The sequence below is a fragment of the Streptomyces sp. NPDC004721 genome (assembly GCF_053601495.1).
The window spans coordinates 1-15,920 of sequence record NZ_JBSGBZ010000101.1; the positions used below are offsets into that span (position 1 = coordinate 1).

The window sequence follows — 15,920 nt, forward strand, 5'->3', positions numbered from 1 at the left end:
ATGACCGCGACGCGCAGCCCCTCGCGGTTGCCGAGGATGTGGTTGAGGAGGGTGGTCTTGCCCGCGCCGAGGAATCCGGACAGGACGGTGACGGGGAGTCGGTCGGAAGGCATGGACGATCAGCCTTCGGGGCGCAGCAGTCCGCGCTCGTAGGCCTTCACTAGCCGCTGGGGTACGAGGTACGGGACGCCGTCGACGGTGATCGGGACGAGCGCCGGCGTGGCCGCCTTCCACTGGGCGCGGCGGTGGCGGGTGTTGCTGCGGGACATCTTCCGCTTGGGAACGGCCATGGAGTCCTCCTGGTTCGGTGGTCACCTTCGGTGAGCAACCAAGAGGCTACATGAAAACGAATCTCATTACTATTTCGCTGTGCGGTGCGATGCCCCAGGCCGGCGCCCTCGGGAGGTCGCCGGCCGCTTGAGGTCTGCCGCTGCGTCAGTGGTCGTCCCAGTGCCCCTCATGGGCGGCGTGGCGATGGCCGTCGTGCACGTAATCGACGTGGTCCTCGTGGGGTACGGCCATATGCCCGCAGCCCTCGCCGTGCTGGTGGTCGTGGTGGGCGTGCATGGTGTGGCCGGAGGTCACGCACTCGTCGACGTGGCCGTCGTGGGCCTTGTGGAGGTGTCCGTCGTGCACGTAGTCGACGTGGTCGCCGTGCGGGAAGGCGACGTGTCCGCAGCCCTCGCCGTGGGTGTGGGTGTGGCTGTCATGGGTGCGGTGTTCGGCGGCGGTGCTCATGCGCTGCTCCTGGGGGGTGCCGTTCGGCGGCCGGCGGGTGGTGCTGTCGCGGGCCGTGCGTCGTGAGTCGTGAAGTCAATATAGGGCGATTTGTTCAGATATGAGCGGAATGTTACGGCGGCTGGGGTGTGCGGTCGACCCGGTCGAGGGGTCGCGGCAGCTGTTGTCAGGCCGGCGCCCCGGCGCCTTGCTGCTGCTATTGTGCACTTGCAACCCGTGTGCAATAACTCGAAGGGTGATGTTGGACATGGCGGTCTACACGCTCCCGGAGCTCCCGTACGACTACTCGGCGCTCGCCCCGGTCATCAGCCCCGAGATCATCGAGCTGCACCACGACAAGCACCACGCGGCCTACGTCAAGGGCGCCAACGACACGCTGGAGCAGCTGGCCGAGGCGCGGGACAAGGAGTCGTGGGGCTCGGTCAACGGTCTGGAGAAGAACCTGGCCTTCCACCTCTCCGGGCACGTCCTGCACAGCATCTACTGGCACAACATGACCGGCGACGGTGGCGGTGAGCCGCTGGAGAAGGACGGCGTGGGGGAGCTGGCCGGCGCCATCGCCGAGTCGTTCGGCTCCTTCGCCGGCTTCAAGGCGCAGCTGTCCAAGGCCGCGGCCACCACCCAGGGTTCGGGCTGGGGTGTGCTGGCGTACGAGCCGCTGAGCGGCCGGCTGATCGTGGAGCAGGTCTACGACCACCAGGGCAACGTCGGACAGGGCTCCACCCCGATCCTCGTCTTCGACGCCTGGGAGCACGCCTTCTACCTGCAGTACAAGAACCAGAAGGTGGACTTCATCGAGGCGATGTGGCAGGTCGTCAACTGGCGGGACGTGGCCAGGCGCTACACGGCCGCCAAGGAGCGCGGCGACAGCCTGCTGCTCGCGCCGTGACGACCGCCGTGACGCCGTAGTCCCGCGGATGTCCTGCTTGTGATCGTCTTCTCACCCTTCACCGGCAGGCGCACAGCGAAGTGCTCCCCCTGGCACGCTGCCCCGGGGGAGCACTTCCGCCTCCCCTCAACCGGGTGCAGTAGTTCCGCCGCCACTGCTCAGCCTGCGCGGAATCGTACGACGAGCAGCCGCTCATAGGGCCGACGACAATGACCGCGGTCACCGCCCGCGTGACACTTCGCGTGATCCTGTGATGGTCCCTCCCCTGACGCAAACGCCACAGAGCACGGAACACGGTGCTGTCAACGGGACTCGGAGAGCAGCGCGTTGAGTTCCGGGAAGGTGATGCCGCCGGACAGGGAGTCGTAGCCACCGGTGTCGAACAGCTCCCGCGCGGCGCGGCGGGCCGCAGCGTACGCCGCCTGCGCCACGCCCGGGCCGAGGCTGACGCGGGCCACGCCGAGGGCGCCCAGCTCGGCGACGCTCGGGGCGACGGGGCCGGCCATGACGTTCAACGGTACGGAGATGTCCTCGGCCAGCGCCGCGATCGTGGCGGTGTCGGTGACGCCGGGAACGAAGATGCCGTCCGCGCCGGCGTCCACGTACCGGCGCGCCCGGGCCAGGGTCTCCTCCAGTCGGGTGTCCGGGTCCCCGAGCCCCAACAGGTACGTGTCGACACGGGCGTTGAGGAAGAGCTCCACGCCCGCGCGGTCGGCGGTCCGCCGGGCGACGGCAAGCCGCGTCGCGAGTTCGTCCGGGGCTCGGGTGCCGTCCTCGATGTTGACGCCGACAGCACCCGCCGCGAGCACCCCGGTGATGGTCTCGGCGACCTCGGCCGCGTCCTGCCCGTACCCGCCCTCGATGTCGGCGGTGACCGGAACCGCGACCGCGGTGGCGACACGGGAAATCAACCCCAGCGCTTGATCGCGGGCGAGGACGTCACCGTCCGGCGAGCCCAGCGACCAGGCGACGCCCGCACTCGTGGTGGCGATCGCGGAGGCCCCCGCGGACTCGATGACCCGGGCACTCGCGACGTCCCAGGCATTGGCGAGCGCGAGCGGCGTGCCGGGCGTGTGCAGAGAACGGAAGAGCTGGGCTTTGGCCGACTGCGTGGTGGTCATGCACGGAGTCAAACACGTCGGCCGGTCGTTCTCCGGCAGGAAACCGACACCGACGTCGACGCCTCGACCGCTTCTCCGACCTACGCCGCTCCTCCGGCCCGACCCGCTTCTTGTGCTGCCCGACGCCCCGAATCTCCCGAACAGCCAGAGCACCAGCAGGGGTTTGTGTGGGGCTCGGCGGTTGCCTATCTGCGCCTGCCGCAGTCCGGACAGGGCACTCAGCAGCTCAACGCGGGTCATCATCAGGCAATCCTGACACTCAGTGGAGTCCGCGAGGTCGATTCGCAGTTGGGTACCGTCGGGGCATGACGACCGATTCGGCCGAAGAGATATCCGTAGGCGCTGGACAGGGGCGGCCGGGGCAGCGGATCGGCAACCTCCTTGCCTGGTTGACCACGCCCGTTCTGGTGGTGGTCCCGGCGATGCTCGTGAGGGCCGGTCTGGTCGGCGACGGGCTGTGCCTGCTTGGGTTGTTCTCGCTCCTGCTCGGTGCCATGGCGGTGTTCGGCGTCAATGGGGGCTGGCACGCACGACTGTACGCGGGCGGCCTGCTCTCCGCCCGCACGCTCACCGGCCGGCGTACGGTCGATCTCACCCGGCTCAAGAAAGTCGGCCGCCTGGAGATCGCCGGACGCGGTACTACCGCTGACTGGCTCGTCCTCACGGACGTACACGGCACCCGAATCATCGTCGACAAGCTCGCGGGTGGCAAAGGAACGCCTGATGCCGCAGTGCGCGAGGTCCTGGAGAAGCAGTCGGGTCCACGTGTTCTCGTCTCCGGTCGGGCGGCCGAGCGGTTGCGTGTGGAAGTCGGCCGCGGGTGGGGCAACCGGCTGCAGCCCACAGGCTCCGCATCCCCCGCGCTCGCCGCCTTCCGCCCGTTGCTTCTAGGCCTGGTGGGCATGCCAGTGAGCATTGGCCTCGTGGTTCTGAGCCTGGCGCTCGGCGGCGGTCTGTGACTGGCTCAGAGGACCTCGGGCCCTGGCTTCTCGAAGACGTCGAGAGCCGGCGAGGGCGTGGGTCAGGTGCAGTGCAGCAGGGTCATGAAGCCATAGTCCATGTGGAGTTGCTGGTGGCAGTGGAAGAGGGACAGACCTGGTTGGTCGGCGGTGAAGTCGAAGTCGAGGGTCTGGTAGCCGCCGAGCATGACGACGTCCTTGTGTAGGCCGCGGGTCGGGGTACCGGCGATGTGGGTGACTTCGAAGGTGTGGCGGTGCAGGTGGAGGGGGTGGATGTCATCGGTGGCGTTGCGGAACCGCATCCGGTAACGGCCGCCGCGGTCGATGTCCAGCACCGGCTTGTCGGTGTCCATGGAGAAGGGCACGCCGTCGAGGGTCCAGATGTTGAAGCCCTTGTCGGCGGCGTTGCGTTTCTCCACCAGCAGGTCGAAGGTGTGGTCGGGCCGCCGGGTGGTGGTACCGGCGCGGGCGAAGGTGCGGTAGTCCCAGGTGGGCTTGCGCGGTACGGTCCATTGCGGGGAGCCGCCGCGGCCGGCGTACTCCACCACGGCACCCATGCCGTTCTTCCGGTCGTCGTCGGCCAGATCCCCCAGGACCCAGACACCGGGATGGTTCATCTCCACCAGGGCCGAGACGCGTTCGGCGGTGCCGATCCACAGCACCGGCACGTCGGCGGGACAGGGTACCGGGTTGCCGTCGAGGGCGACCACTTTGAAGGTGTGGCCGGGCAGGGCCAGGCTGCGGATCTCGGTGGCGCTGGCGTTGAGGACGTGGAGCAGCACGCGCTGCCCGGACCTGACCTTGATCGGCGGGCCGTGGCCCAGTTTCCGGCCGTTGACACTGAACGCGGTGTAGCCGACCTCGTAGCCGTGCGGCATCCCCCGTGCCAGTGAGCCGGCCATCGCCTTCTCACCCCTGTGCTTCAGGTCCGGCGCCTCGGAGCCGGCCAGGAAGTTCTGGGCCATGTCCCCGCCCTGGCTGAAGGCGGGCCCGAACTCCTTCAGCACCAGGAAGACCTCCTGGTCGTAGGCGCAGGGGTGGGCCTTCGGCTCGATGTGGACCGGGCCTGCCTGACCGGTGTACGTACCCAGGTTCAGGTCGTCATGTGCTGCCACATGGGTGTGGTAGAAGCGGAAACCGGCCGGTCCGGGCGTGAACGACAGACGCCGCATCCCGTGCGCGGGGATGTACGGGGTGCCCTCCTCCGCCGCCCCGTCCACCTCGGCGGGTACCCGCTGGCCGTGCCAGTGGAGCAGTTCGGGGGTGCCGGTGTCGTTGTGGACGTCGACCACGACCGGGCGGCCTTCGGTGAACCGCAGCAGCGGGCCGGGGAACTGCCCGTTGTACGTCGTGGTGGACACGATCGTGTCCGGCGCGAGCTCGACGAGCCCGGTCGCGATCCGCACCGTGTAATCCGCCTTGGCCCGAGCAACGGGCAAGGCGGACGGCGCCGTGGAGGTGGAGGCAAAGGCGGAGGCCGGTTTTGCGGCGCCACCGGCCAGCAGAGCCAGGCCACCGAGCTTGAGGACGTCGCGACGGGTGATCTGCACGGTCTGCTCCCTTCCTGGTCAGGAGCCGAGTAAGCCCCTGGCAGGTATGGGGTTCGAATCCTCTTTTATTGGTAGTGTCCGCCTTCGTGGAAGTGCCGGGCGAGATCGAGGATCCGGCCCCCTCCGCCCGGTCTCGCCTTCTACGTCGTACGAGCCGCCGCTCTCGGCCGGGGGTGGGGGACTGCCCGGAGTGTCACCGCACCGTCGGGCTTCGGCGTTCGACGAGGACGACATCGCGCCAGCGGCCGCGGTGGCGGCCGATGCGCTCGCGAGTGCCGACGACCCGGAACCCGGCACGCAGGTGAAGGGCGAGGCTGGCCGTGTTCTCCGGGAAGATGCCCGACTGCACGGTCCAGATCCCGGCGGCCTCTGTGGAGGCGAGGAGGGCGTCGAGCAGCGCGGATCCGACGCCTCGGTGGCGCGCTGCGGGGTGGACGTAGACGGAGTGCTCGACCACGCCCGCGTACGCGCACCGGTCGGACACCGGCACGACCGCGGTCCAGCCCAGCACCCGGCCGTCCGCGTCCAGGGCCACCAGACGGTGGTCGGGCAGTTTCGCCGCGTCGAACGCCTCCCAGGCCGGCGCCTCGGTCTCGAAGGTCGCGTCGCCCTCCTCGATGCCCAGCCGGTGGATCGCCAGGACCTGTTCCGCGTGCTCCGGCCGCATCGGTGCGACGCGGACGGGCGTGGGCGCGCCGGTCATGCCGCGGCCGGGATGCCGAGTTCGCCGAGCAGTTCACGCACCCGCTGCTCGATGGCGTCCCGGATCGGCCGGACCGCCTCGACACCCTGCCCGGCGGGATCGTCCAGCTGCCAGTCCAGGTACCGCTTGCCCGGGAAGACGGGGCAGGCGTCCCCGCAACCCATCGTGATCACCACGTCCGAGGAGCGCACGGCCTCAGTGGTCAGGACCTTCGGCTTCTGGGCGGAGATGTCGACGCCGGCCTCCTTCATCGCCTCGACCACGGCCGGATTGACGGCGTCGGCGGGTGCTGAGCCGGCAGAGCGGACCTCGACCCGTTCGCCCGCGAGATGGGTGAGGAAGGCGGCGCCCATCTGGGAGCGCCCGGCGTTGTGGACGCAGACGAACAGCACCGAGGGACGCGGGGCGGGAGTGCTCATGGCCGGTGACTTTCTCGAGGGTGGGAGCGGTCGGGAAGAGGTGAGCTCGATGGGGGAGTGGTCAGGAGGACGCGAGTCCGGGTTCGCCGTGCGGGACGGCGGCGTGGTCCGCGGCAGGCGCCCGGCGGCCGTACACCGCCGCCACGACGGCGAGTCCGAGCCCGGCTCCGAGTAGCTGGGCCGCGATGAACGGGGCGACGGAGGCGGGTGCGATCCCGGCGAAGGTGTCGGTGAAGGCCCGGCCCACGGTCACCGCCGGGTTCGCGAACGAGGTCGAGGAGGTGAACCAGTAGGCGGCTCCGATGTACGAGGCCACCGCGGCCGGAGCCAGTGCCGAGCGGCCGACGCGCTCCAGACCGAAGATCAGGGCGATCAGCCCGGCGGTCGCCACGACCTCGCCCAGCCACAGATGACCGGCGAACCGGTCGTGGGTGGAGAACTTCACCAGCGGCCTGGCGAACATCGCGTCGGCCAGCACCGCCCCGCCGATCGCGCCCACCATCTGGGCCGGGACGTACGCGGCGACATCCCGCAGGGCGAGGCCGCCCGGCCTGCGGCGGCCCGTGAACCAGGCCGCGATCGTGACCGCGGGGTTGAAGTGCGCGCCGGAGACCGGACCGAACAAGGCGATCAGTACGGCCAGGCCGAAGACGGTGGCGAGCGAGTTGGCGAGCAACTGCACGCCCACGTCGGGGGAGAGTGCGGCGGCCTGGATGCCGGAGCCGACGACGACCGCGACGAGCAGCCCGGTGCCGATGGCCTCGGCTGCGACGCGCCGGCCGAGCAGCGCGCTCACGCGCCGGCCTCCGCGGTCCGGGGAGCGTTCAGGAAGGCGGCGAGCTGGTCCAGCGCGCCCGGCAGCACCCAGTAGTAGACCCAGGTCCCGCGCCGTTCGCAGTCGATGAGTCCGGCCTGGCGCAGCTGCTTGAGGTGGTGGGAGATCGTCGGCTGGGACAGCTCGAAGGCGGGCGTCATCTCGCACACGCACACCTCTCCGCCCTGACGCGAGGCGATCATCGACAGCAGCCGCAGCCGGACCGGGTCCCCGAGGGCCTTGAACACCTTCGCCAGCTCCGCGGCCCGCTCCTCGTCCAGTGGCGCGGCGGCCAGGCCCCGGCAACAGCCGGCGTCCTGATCGATCACCTCAAGCCCTTGTTTCGACATGCCTCTATGTTGACGTTTTTCGATTCAGGGCGCAACGTTGCATCAACGAACGTCAATGCAAGGCGCTCCGGGGCATCGTCATGCCCCGTCACCCGGGAGTGAAGTCATGAGCGAGCAGCCCACCACCCTGCACGGAACCACCCCTCTGCACGAGCCCTCGCACCTGCGTGAAACCGTCCGACTGCGCTACGCCGCGGCGGCCGTGAAGGTCACCGGGGGTGGTACCGCCTGCTGCGGACCGCAGCCCGTCGAGGTCGACGAGAACTTCGGCGCCACCCTCTACGCCGCCGATGAACGCGACGCCCTGCCCGCCGAGGCCGTCGCCGCCTCCCTCGGCTGCGGCAACCCCAACGCCGTCACCGAGTTGCGCGAGGGCGAGCGCGTTCTCGACCTCGGCTCCGGAGGCGGCATCGACGTCCTGCTCTCCGCCCGCCGCGTCGGCCCCACCGGCAGGGCGTACGGCCTCGACATGACCGAGGAGATGCTCGCCCTGGCCCTTGCCAACGCGGAGAGGGCCGGCGCGACCAACGTCGAGTTCCTCAAGGGCACCATCGAGGCGATCCCGCTGCCCGCGCACACCATCGACGTCGTGATCTCCAACTGCGTCATCAACCTGTCCGTCGACAAGCCGGCCGTCTTCGCCGAGACCTTCCGCGTCCTGAAGCGGGGCGGCCGCATCGGAGTCTTCGACGTCGTCGCCGACGACACCCTCACACCCGAGCAGCGCGCCGAACGCGGCGACTACGCCGGCTGCATCGCCGGCGCACTGTCCTTCGCCGAATACCGCGCGGGCCTGGAGGCCGCCGGCTTCACCGGCATCGAGATCACCCCGACCCACCCGGTCGCGGACGGCATGCACTCCGCGACCATCCGCGCCACCAAGCCGACGCCGACCGAGACCTCCGCCTGAGCGGTGATCCGGGCCGGCAGGTGACGACCGGTGTGGAGGCGGCTCGGACCGGCACCGCGCCGCCGCCCGGATCTCAGTGGGCCCGGCCCCGGACCTCAGTGGGCCCGGCCCCGGACCTCAGTGGGCCCGGCCCCGGACCTCAGTGGACCCGGCCCCGGATCGGATGACCCTGGGCCGGGTCCCATGTGGCCGCAGCTCAGTCGAACGCGGCGGCGAACATGCCGGGCTCGTAGGAACCGCCCTGCTGATGCACGATCACGGCGAGCCGGTTGGCCGCGTTGATCAGGGCGACCAGGGAGACCAGCGCGGCGATCTGGTCGTCGTCGTAGTGCTTGCGCACCTGGGCCCAGGTCTCGTCGGACACGCCCTGGTGGGCGTCGGCGAGCCGGGTTCCCTCTTCGGCGAGCACCAGGGCGGCCCGCTCGGCTTCGGTGAACACGGTGGACTCGCGCCAGGCGGCGACCAGGTGGAGCCGTACGGCGGTCTCGCCGGCGGTCGCCGCCTCCTTGGTGTGCATGTCGATGCACCAACCGCAGCCGTTGATCTGGCTGGCGCGCAGCGCCACCAGCTCCTGCGTGGACCTCGGCAGCGGCGACTGCTGGACCACCAGGCCGGCGCCTGCGAACCGCTTGGCGAACTTGGCGCCGATCTCGTTCTCGAACAGGTTGAACCGAGCGTTCATGATGTCGTCCTCACTCGTCACTCATCACTCGTCGTGTTGCGCTGGACGAACACGAGATGCCGGCGACCCGCTCTGTGTGACGGAGCGGCGGTGTGACGTGCGCCACCACTCATGGGTGTCACAAATCCGCGCCGACCGGTGTCTTGTGCGCCTGGCGTCGTCGGAAGCGAACAGACGGGAGCAGCCGGTGAAGAGCGAGCGCAGCGAGTGCACGGCGCTGCGGCCGGCACAGGTCAATGTGCGCGGGGTGCGATGAGTTCTGGACGCCGCGGGGGTCCAACGTGCATGACGACTCAGATCCTCCGGACTCCCGAAGCCGACCTCGCCTACGACGTCCACGGCCCGCTGCCGACCGCCGACGGACGTCCGCCGCTGGTCATGATCGGCCAGCCCATGGACGCCGGCGGCTTTCGCACCCTGGCGTCGCACTTCCCCGACTGCACCGTGGTCACCTACGACCCGCGCGGTCTCGGCCGCAGCACCCGCAAGGACGGCCGGGTCGACCACGCGCCCGAGCATCAGGCCGCCGACGTGCACGCCGTGATCGAGGCGCTCGCAACGGGCCCGGTCGAGATGTTCGCGAGCAGCGGCGGCGCCGTGACCGCGCTCGCCCTCGTGGCGGCGTACCCCGACGACGTGACCACTCTGGTGGCGCACGAGCCGCCGCTCATCCCGGTGCTTCCCGACGCCGTGGCCGCCGAGCGCGCCCGGGCCGCCGTCCGGCAGGCGTACCAGGACAAGGGCTGGGGTGCCGGTATGGCGGCGTTCATCGCGATGACCTCGTGGCGGGGCGAGTTCAGCGACGATTACTTTGCCCAACCCGCCCCGGATCCCGCCGAGTTCGGGATGCCGATCGAGGACGACGGCTCCCGTGACGACCCGCTGCTCTCCGACCGGTCGTGGGCGGTCAGCGGCTACCGACCCGACATCGACGCCCTGAACTCGGCGCCGACGCGGGTCCTGATCGCCGTGGGTGAGGAGACCCTCGACACCTTCACCGGACGCACCTCGGAGGCGGCGGCCGAACTGCTCGGTCAGCAGGCGACGGTGTTCCCCAGCCACCACGGTGGCTTCCTCGGCGGCGAGTCCGGCTACGCCGGTAAGCCCGAGGCCTTCGCGCGCAGGCTGCGCGATGTCCTCGACGACGCTCGCTGACGATCGTCCTCCCCGCGCCCCGGTGCGACCGCAACGGGGCGCAGGGAGGCAACGGGTGTGGCCGCCGCGAAGAGTTCGGGGGTCGTTTCAGAACTTGCCCATCTGCTCCGCCGTTCGGTGTCCCAGCCGCCGGCTGAACTCCGCGCAGAAGCCGGCGGAGAGCGGTGGCCACCCCCAGAAGTCGAAGGCGAGGGCGCCCACCGCGAAATTGGACTCCCACCGCCACTCGGTGACCGGGACCGAGGCATCGCAGGCGGAGCAGGGGGCACTGCCCTCACCCGTGTCCTTCCAGGCGGCGATGCCGTCCCTGAAAGGCCGCCAGACCTCCTCGTCCGCCTCGAACTCCTCGGGATAGCGGATGATCACGGTCTTGGTCTCGCACCGGGGGCAGACGGCGTACTCCGCGTCGTCCACTCCCTGACCCCCGCAGTGGTGGTCGCGTCCGACGATCACGGCCACCGGGCCCGGTTGCCAGTCCGAGTCCGAGGAGTCGGCGACGGCCCGCGCCCAGTTCGGGCCCGGCACATAGCCCTCATCCGCGTTCAGGCTGTACACCCCGTCGCCGGACGTCTCACGCGTGATCAGACCCTCCGTGACCATCCAATCGACCATCCGATCCGCGAGCGGCCCGGCCTCCTCGCCGGTCACCTCGACATCGACGATCCGCTCGAAGAAATCCCCCATCGCCCCTCCACGCCTCTCGATCCTTGTCCGTCACTGTGCCACCACCCTCTGACAACGCCGCGGCACCGGCTCGGGCACCGAGACCACCCCCGAGCGACCGGGGGACGGCGCCAAGCCGGGTGGCGCGGTCGGCGACGTCGAGGAGTTGACGCTCCTCGTGGTGGCGGGCGACGAGGTGGAGACCGACAGGCGCTCCCTGGGCCGTGATCCCTGCCGGAAGGCTGAGCGCCGGATGACCGGTGAGGTTGAACGCCCAGGTCAGGGCGACGCTCATCCGCGTTCCTGGCCCGTCGTGGCCGTGCGGGGGGTGGGGCGTGGTGGGTGTGAGGACGAGGTCGGCTCGCTGGAAGCAGTCGCGCAGTCGTTCCTCGTTGGTGCTGACGACCCTGCTGACACTCTCGGTCGAAGAAGGCGCTCCCGCGCGGAGGGCCGTCCAGGCGGGGGCGGGGTCGACGAGTGTCAGTTCGGAGCTTTCGGCCAGGGTGATCAGTCCGGCCTCGGCGAGGTTTTCCGCCGAGCGGCGGGCGACGGCGGCGACCGTCGGATCGGTGTCCGCGTATCCCAAAGTGGCCGACCAGACAACTCGGAGCGGGTACGTGGCGCGGGCGGCCGGCACCGGTGACTCGGTCACCGCGTCGAGATGGGCGAGGGCGTCGCGCGGGTCGCCCACCAGGACGCCGGGCGAGTTCAAACCCGCCCGATCACGGGCCGGGAGCAGGCCATTGGTGGGCTTGAAGCCGACGATGCCGCACCACGCGGCGGGGATGCGCACCGATCCGGCACCGTCGGATCCACTGGCGAGAGGGACGAGTCCGGCGGCGACCGCGGCCGCCGAACCCGCGGACGAGCCGCCGGGCGACCACGCCGGATCGAGCGGGTTGAGGGTGGGACCCCGGTCCGTGTGCCCGTAGGTCTGCCAGCCACGGCTGGTACGCGGCACCGAGGTCGCACCCACCGGCACGCACCCGGCGGCGGTCAGCCGGGTGTTCTGGTAGGAGCCGGGGCCCTCGCTCGCCTTGACGCCGATCGGCACACCCGCGAGAGGCAGTACGGCGCCGCGGGCGATCCGCGCGTCGACATCGGCCGCGTGAGCGAGTGCCTGCTCGGCCCAGACTTCGGTGAACGCCCTTACGCCATCGTCGACTTCGGCGATCCGGGCCAGGGCGGCCTCGACGACGTCGACGGCCGTCACGTCACCGTGCCGCACCTGACGGGCGATGTCCAGGGCGGACAGATCCGCGTACTCGCTGGTGCCGATCACCTGCGTCCTTTCTTGCTCAGGCTTGTTCAGAACCTCCACCGCGTATGGGTGTACACCCCGCCGTCCCGGCCGAAGCCGTACGCCGTGCCCGGAGCCACCGCGAACACCACCGCGTCGCCCTTCCGGAACGCGTCCCCGATCCCGTGGAAGGTGCCCTCGGGGGAGGTGATGTGCGGCCCGTACTTGGCCTCGTACGCGGCGATCACCTCCTCCAGCAGCGCCGGATCGGCAACCTGTTCCGCCGTGCCCTCGACCACGAGGTCGAGCCCTTCGGTGAGCGAGTTTCCCCCGGTCGTCAGTGCGCAGTGCGCGTCATGAGCGAGGTTCCTCGCCTTCTGTTCCCCCGGGCCGGTGGAGAAGTACAGCACCCCGTCGTGCCAGGCGGCGATCACGGGAGTGACGTGCAGCCGGCCGTCGGGCCGCACCGTGGACACCCAGAAGATCTCGGCGGACTTCAGCAGTCGCTGGGCCTCGGCCCATTCGGTGGCGGTGACCTCCGTGGCACCCGGGCGCGGATTGAGTGCGGAGCTGTAGCGGGCGTCGAACTCGGTCGTGGGTTGCTTTGAGGTTCCCTGTGTCGGCATGGCGGAACTCCTTTCCCTCACCCGTAACGACCGGCGGCCCGCGCCGAAATCATCGCTCCTCGGCGTGCGGGTGCCGCGTGATCGACCAGCCATTGCTCTGAGTGCGCTTCCGGCTACACGTCGACAAGATCGCCAACGGCTGGATCATCCTGAACCCCGGCGGCGGCCCCACCGACGACAAGCCCGACGTCGTACTGCGCCCGCCGGACGACCCCGCACCGCCTCCAGTTTTCTGAACGACATGCGGTGCGCGGCTGACACTGAGCCTCAGCCGGAGGCGGGGTGGGTTGTGGGGGACCACAGTTGCGGGTCCGTCACCCCGCCCGGGCACGCGAGCGGGTCGATCGGCCATCCGGCGCGCCGGGCACCGGCCTGGTACGCGCTCTCGTAGAAGGCGAGCACGGCGGCACGCGGGTCGGCCTCGGCGCGGACCTCGTCGTACGGCAGCACGGCCAGGTGGCTGTCGATGCGGGCGACCCAGTGCGCGGCCGCGGGCCGGAGCGGCTCCTCGGCCAGGTGCGCCGGCTCGGGAGCGGTGTACGAGTAGAAGGCGGGCGCGGGGAAGGCGTCGTCGCCGAACCAGAAGCCGAAGCTGATCACCTCCCGGGAGTACGCCTCCCGGGTGACCGGGTCCACCTGCTGGGGCTGTTCGATGCGGCGGTCGGAGAACCGGGTGTGCGCGATGTCGAAGGTGTGCCAGAAGTGGTGCACCGGGCTCACCTTCCCCGAATACCCCGCGGCGAATTCCTCCAGCACCGACGCCACCTGGCTGAGGACCCGCCAGTAGCGGTTGGCCTGCGCGGGGTTGTACGTCGCGTGCTCGGCGTCCTCGGCGAACGGCCGGCCGGAGTCGGGCAGGTCGAAGGGCCTGGGCACGTCGAGCCGCACCCGGATGCCCAGCGCGGCCAGCGAGTCCATGACCGCGGCGTGGAAGGACTTCACGGACTGGCCGACGAGCGGGAAGGAGATCTCCCGGCCGTCCAGCGTCGAGACGACCAGCCGATGCGCTACGAAGTCGAAGTCCATTGTGAAGATCGGGTTGCCGTCGACCTGTCCCATCGGACGCGTCGTGGTGCCGCGCCCCGTGAGGTGGAACGGGACGTTCCACCAGTGGTTGCGTCGGGTGCTGGCGGCGAGGCGGACCTTCCCGACGATCTGCGCGAAGCGATGGAGCGTCTCTTTGGTGTCGTGCCACTCGGCGAACGGGATCGGCGGGAACAGCTCCATGGTCATCATCCTTCCCATGCGGCCGACGCTCCTGACGGCCGGACCGGGGCCTGGATGACCATGATGGCCGCGCGGGGCAGGTGTGGCATCTCGTGCAAGACGCCTCTCGACGTCGAACGTCATCGCTTGGCGGGCGCGAGATCGTCGAGGAAGTCCGAGAGCAGGGTGTGCAGAGTGTCGGGCTGCTCCAGGTGCAGGTCGTGACCGGTTCCGGGGATGCTGACGGCCCTGGTGACGGGGCCTTGACGGAGCATGCCGTCGACTTCGTGCGGCGGGATGATGCTGGACCGGGCCAGCACCGCCAGGGTCGGGCACACGATCTGCTCCCACTCGTCCCAGAAGGAGCGCCGGGCGTTCTCCGCCAGCGAGTCGACCATCACGTCCCGGTCGAAACGCGGCCACCAGCCACCGTCGCGTTCCTCCAGACCGGCTGCCCAGCCTTCGCCGACCGGGCCGCCCCCGAGGAACCGGACAGCCGCCTCCCGGGAGGTGAACGGCAGCGGCCACGAGTCCAGCCACCCGCCGATCTCGGCGGGAGCGTTCGGGTTCCCGGAACCCGGGCCGGCCTCGACGAGTACGAGCGCGCGGACCCGGTCGGGATGTGCGGCGGCGGTGAGCATGGCCGTGTGCCCGCCCAGGGACTGGCCGACCAGCACCGGCTGTCGCAACCCCAGCTGGTCGGCAACGGCGATGACATCGGCGACGTACGCGGCACGGGAGACGTCCCGCGGGTGGCGTTCGCCGGCGCCGTGCCCTCGCTGGTCGACCGCGACCACCCGATACCGGGAGCTCAGACGCCGGGCTGTCGCGTTCCACTCGCCCGAGTGGCCGGCCAGACCGTGCAGCAGCACGACGGGCGGGCCAAGCCCGCCCCAGTCCTTGCAGGCGAGTCGCACACCGTCTCGCGTCACGATGCGCTCGGACCACGCCATGCCGATCTCCCGTCGATCGTCGATCGCCTCAGTGGGTGGAACGGCCATGCAGGACGAGAGCCCAGGCCAGGCAGCCGAACGCACCCGTGGAGGTCACGGCGCGAACGATGTTCCAGGCGACCCAACCGGACTCGAAGCGCTCCCGCACGGCGGCGAGGTCGCCGATGCGGTCCGGTTGGCCGGCGGCGGCCAACTCGTCGTTGAGCGGGACGTTGACCGCCGCGGTGATGACGAACATCGCCAGATACAGCACCAGCGCGGCGATGACGAACACGAAGACCCTGCGGTCGCCGCCGGACCACTGCGCGACGGCGGCGAGCGCCAGCGTCAGGATCGCCCCCAGGAAGCACGTCATGAACCAACCGTTGAGGATCGCCTTGTTGATCTGCTGCATCGCGGCGACGAACGTGCGGTCGTCACCGCGGCGCAGACCGGGCATCACGGCGTAGGCGAAGGCCGCGAACAGGCCGGCCATCAGGCCTGTGGCCAGGGTGGCCGCCAGCAGGGAAGCGGTGGCGAGTGCTTTCACGTCGTTTCCTCGTGTAGGTGACGGTGCCGACGCCGGGGTCGAAGCCGCGGCGCGCGGCCGGCAGGAACCCGGTGGGGGCGAACGGGCCGTAGAACAGTGACGCCATGGTGAAGCGCCTGGTGCCGGGAGAAGCCGCCTGACCATCCGGGACAGCCGCGGCTGGGAGCCGTCGTGCGCCGCCTCCGCGTCAGGACTTGGTGCCGATCGCTCCGATCGGGATGCAGCCGGTGCGAGTGATGGGCGTCTAGTGCTGTGGCCGGAAAGGTTTGCCGGGAAGCTCGCGGCGTCCGGTGCGGTACATCGCAAGGCGGAGCATCACCCGCGTACTGGATGTACTCGGGTGATGCGACAACGCGGCGTGGGGGTACCCCCGGCCGAAGGCTGGGGGAGTGCCGTGCCGGGCGTCGCGAGCC

Annotated in this window: 20 protein-coding genes and 1 pseudogene; 5 read left to right on the forward strand and 16 right to left on the reverse strand. The window is 70.3% G+C overall.

Annotated elements, in window-relative coordinates; translation table 11 throughout:
- From ACWEK3_RS40390 to ACWEK3_RS40400, 3 genes are all read right to left on the reverse strand, one after another.
- Positions 1-113 (reverse strand): GTP-binding protein (locus ACWEK3_RS40390; RefSeq protein ID WP_453252062.1); only part of this gene is annotated, 113 nt, incomplete at its 3' end.
- A 6-nt stretch (positions 114-119) separates the two neighbouring features.
- Positions 120-290 (reverse strand): 50S ribosomal protein L32, encoded by a 171-nt coding sequence (gene rpmF, locus ACWEK3_RS40395; RefSeq protein ID WP_360512659.1) that lies wholly within the window; start codon positions 288-290, stop codon positions 120-122.
- Positions 291-435: 145 nt separating this feature from the next.
- Positions 436-738: a hypothetical protein gene (locus tag ACWEK3_RS40400; protein WP_453252055.1), complete on the reverse strand. Its 303-nt coding sequence runs from the start codon at positions 736-738 to the stop codon at positions 436-438.
- A gap of 247 nt (positions 739-985) precedes the next feature.
- On the opposite strand from ACWEK3_RS40400, the gene ACWEK3_RS40405 reads away from it, so the two are divergent.
- Entirely contained in the window at positions 986-1,627 is a 642-nt protein-coding gene (locus ACWEK3_RS40405; protein WP_450547050.1) for a superoxide dismutase, read from the forward strand.
- 302 nt (positions 1,628-1,929) lie between these two features.
- Here ACWEK3_RS40405 and ACWEK3_RS40410 read toward each other — a convergent pair whose 3' ends face one another.
- The gene (locus ACWEK3_RS40410; protein WP_450547049.1) at positions 1,930-2,748 is read right to left on the reverse strand and encodes an isocitrate lyase/PEP mutase family protein; all 819 of its coding nucleotides are present in this window, start codon (positions 2,746-2,748) and stop codon (positions 1,930-1,932) included.
- Positions 2,749-3,053: 305 nt separating this feature from the next.
- Between ACWEK3_RS40410 and ACWEK3_RS40415 the strand changes: the two genes are divergently transcribed.
- Positions 3,054-3,707 carry a hypothetical protein gene (locus ACWEK3_RS40415; RefSeq protein ID WP_450547048.1) on the forward strand — a complete coding sequence of 218 codons (654 nt, stop codon included), beginning with the start codon at positions 3,054-3,056 and terminating at the stop codon, positions 3,705-3,707.
- 62 nt (positions 3,708-3,769) lie between these two features.
- On the opposite strand, the gene ACWEK3_RS40420 is transcribed toward ACWEK3_RS40415, so the two are convergent.
- The 5 genes from ACWEK3_RS40420 to ACWEK3_RS40440 form a co-directional block, all read right to left on the reverse strand.
- Positions 3,770-5,257: a multicopper oxidase family protein gene (locus ACWEK3_RS40420; protein WP_453252056.1), complete on the reverse strand. Its 1,488-nt coding sequence runs from the start codon at positions 5,255-5,257 to the stop codon at positions 3,770-3,772.
- A 193-nt stretch (positions 5,258-5,450) separates the two neighbouring features.
- Positions 5,451-5,960, reverse strand: coding sequence for an N-acetyltransferase family protein (locus ACWEK3_RS40425; RefSeq protein WP_450547046.1), 510 nt, complete (start codon positions 5,958-5,960; stop codon positions 5,451-5,453).
- Positions 5,957-6,379, reverse strand: coding sequence for an arsenate reductase ArsC (locus ACWEK3_RS40430; RefSeq protein WP_450547045.1), 423 nt, complete (start codon positions 6,377-6,379; stop codon positions 5,957-5,959). Before ACWEK3_RS40430 ends, ACWEK3_RS40425 begins: the two co-directional genes overlap by 4 nt.
- A 61-nt stretch (positions 6,380-6,440) precedes the next feature.
- Positions 6,441-7,175 (reverse strand): aquaporin, encoded by a 735-nt coding sequence (locus tag ACWEK3_RS40435; RefSeq protein ID WP_450547044.1) that lies wholly within the window; start codon positions 7,173-7,175, stop codon positions 6,441-6,443.
- Complete coding sequence (locus ACWEK3_RS40440; protein ID WP_450547043.1) at positions 7,172-7,543, reverse strand: ArsR/SmtB family transcription factor; 372 nt, start codon at positions 7,541-7,543, stop codon at positions 7,172-7,174. The genes ACWEK3_RS40435 and ACWEK3_RS40440 overlap by 4 nt, the downstream gene beginning before the upstream one ends.
- Before the next feature lie 106 nt (positions 7,544-7,649).
- On the opposite strand from ACWEK3_RS40440, the gene arsM reads away from it, so the two are divergent.
- Positions 7,650-8,453, forward strand: a complete 804-nt coding sequence (gene arsM, locus ACWEK3_RS40445) for an arsenite methyltransferase (protein ID WP_450547042.1) — start codon at positions 7,650-7,652, stop codon at positions 8,451-8,453.
- A gap of 196 nt (positions 8,454-8,649) precedes the next feature.
- Here arsM and ACWEK3_RS40450 read toward each other — a convergent pair whose 3' ends face one another.
- Positions 8,650-9,135: a carboxymuconolactone decarboxylase family protein gene (locus ACWEK3_RS40450; RefSeq protein WP_453252057.1), complete on the reverse strand. Its 486-nt coding sequence runs from the start codon at positions 9,133-9,135 to the stop codon at positions 8,650-8,652.
- A 285-nt stretch (positions 9,136-9,420) separates the two neighbouring features.
- Between ACWEK3_RS40450 and ACWEK3_RS40455 the strand changes: the two genes are divergently transcribed.
- Positions 9,421-10,290: an alpha/beta fold hydrolase gene (locus ACWEK3_RS40455; RefSeq protein WP_453252058.1), complete on the forward strand. Its 870-nt coding sequence runs from the start codon at positions 9,421-9,423 to the stop codon at positions 10,288-10,290.
- Positions 10,291-10,377: 87 nt separating this feature from the next.
- Here ACWEK3_RS40455 and ACWEK3_RS40460 read toward each other — a convergent pair whose 3' ends face one another.
- The 3 genes from ACWEK3_RS40460 to ACWEK3_RS40470 are packed head-to-tail and all read right to left on the reverse strand — an operon-like array spanning position 10,378 to position 12,819.
- Positions 10,378-10,890, reverse strand: coding sequence for a hypothetical protein (locus ACWEK3_RS40460; RefSeq protein ID WP_453252059.1), 513 nt, complete (start codon positions 10,888-10,890; stop codon positions 10,378-10,380).
- The gene (locus tag ACWEK3_RS40465) at positions 10,862-12,235 is read right to left on the reverse strand and encodes an amidase (RefSeq protein ID WP_453252060.1); all 1,374 of its coding nucleotides are present in this window, start codon (positions 12,233-12,235) and stop codon (positions 10,862-10,864) included. The genes ACWEK3_RS40460 and ACWEK3_RS40465 overlap by 29 nt, the downstream gene beginning before the upstream one ends.
- Before the next feature lie 26 nt (positions 12,236-12,261).
- Positions 12,262-12,819 (reverse strand): pyridoxamine 5'-phosphate oxidase family protein, encoded by a 558-nt coding sequence (locus ACWEK3_RS40470; RefSeq protein WP_376606932.1) that lies wholly within the window; start codon positions 12,817-12,819, stop codon positions 12,262-12,264.
- Between the two features lie 125 nt (positions 12,820-12,944).
- On the opposite strand from ACWEK3_RS40470, the pseudogene ACWEK3_RS40475 reads away from it, so the two are divergent.
- A pseudogene (locus ACWEK3_RS40475) lies at positions 12,945-13,057 on the forward strand (VOC family protein); the annotation flags it as partial.
- A gap of 29 nt (positions 13,058-13,086) precedes the next feature.
- Here ACWEK3_RS40475 and ACWEK3_RS40480 read toward each other — a convergent pair.
- From ACWEK3_RS40480 to ACWEK3_RS40490, 3 genes are all read right to left on the reverse strand, one after another.
- Positions 13,087-14,046 (reverse strand): DUF5996 family protein, encoded by a 960-nt coding sequence (locus tag ACWEK3_RS40480; RefSeq protein ID WP_450547051.1) that lies wholly within the window; start codon positions 14,044-14,046, stop codon positions 13,087-13,089.
- A gap of 119 nt (positions 14,047-14,165) precedes the next feature.
- Entirely contained in the window at positions 14,166-14,978 is an 813-nt protein-coding gene (locus ACWEK3_RS40485) for an alpha/beta fold hydrolase (protein WP_450547037.1), read from the reverse strand.
- A gap of 28 nt (positions 14,979-15,006) precedes the next feature.
- Positions 15,007-15,507: an anthrone oxygenase family protein gene (locus ACWEK3_RS40490; RefSeq protein WP_453252061.1), complete on the reverse strand. Its 501-nt coding sequence runs from the start codon at positions 15,505-15,507 to the stop codon at positions 15,007-15,009.
- Positions 15,508-15,920: the final 413 nt, after the last annotated feature.

Coding starts and splice junctions, on each gene's coding strand:
- ACWEK3_RS40480 (WP_450547051.1), bottom strand. CDS start 14,046: ATGGAGCTGTTCCCGCCGATCCCGTTCGCCGAGTGGCACGACACCAAA.
- ACWEK3_RS40450 (WP_453252057.1), bottom strand. CDS start 9,135: ATGAACGCTCGGTTCAACCTGTTCGAGAACGAGATCGGCGCCAAGTTC.
- ACWEK3_RS40470 (WP_376606932.1), bottom strand. CDS start 12,819: ATGCCGACACAGGGAACCTCAAAGCAACCCACGACCGAGTTCGACGCC.
- rpmF (WP_360512659.1), bottom strand. CDS start 290: ATGGCCGTTCCCAAGCGGAAGATGTCCCGCAGCAACACCCGCCACCGC.
- ACWEK3_RS40425 (WP_450547046.1), bottom strand. CDS start 5,960: ATGACCGGCGCGCCCACGCCCGTCCGCGTCGCACCGATGCGGCCGGAG.
- ACWEK3_RS40430 (WP_450547045.1), bottom strand. CDS start 6,379: ATGAGCACTCCCGCCCCGCGTCCCTCGGTGCTGTTCGTCTGCGTCCAC.
- ACWEK3_RS40405 (WP_450547050.1), top strand. CDS start 986: ATGGCGGTCTACACGCTCCCGGAGCTCCCGTACGACTACTCGGCGCTC.
- ACWEK3_RS40440 (WP_450547043.1), bottom strand. CDS start 7,543: ATGTCGAAACAAGGGCTTGAGGTGATCGATCAGGACGCCGGCTGTTGC.
- ACWEK3_RS40415 (WP_450547048.1), top strand. CDS start 3,054: ATGACGACCGATTCGGCCGAAGAGATATCCGTAGGCGCTGGACAGGGG.
- ACWEK3_RS40460 (WP_453252059.1), bottom strand. CDS start 10,890: ATGGTCACGGAGGGTCTGATCACGCGTGAGACGTCCGGCGACGGGGTG.
- arsM (WP_450547042.1), top strand. CDS start 7,650: ATGAGCGAGCAGCCCACCACCCTGCACGGAACCACCCCTCTGCACGAG.
- ACWEK3_RS40410 (WP_450547049.1), bottom strand. CDS start 2,748: ATGACCACCACGCAGTCGGCCAAAGCCCAGCTCTTCCGTTCTCTGCAC.
- ACWEK3_RS40400 (WP_453252055.1), bottom strand. CDS start 738: ATGAGCACCGCCGCCGAACACCGCACCCATGACAGCCACACCCACACC.
- ACWEK3_RS40485 (WP_450547037.1), bottom strand. CDS start 14,978: ATGGCGTGGTCCGAGCGCATCGTGACGCGAGACGGTGTGCGACTCGCC.
- ACWEK3_RS40455 (WP_453252058.1), top strand. CDS start 9,421: ATGACGACTCAGATCCTCCGGACTCCCGAAGCCGACCTCGCCTACGAC.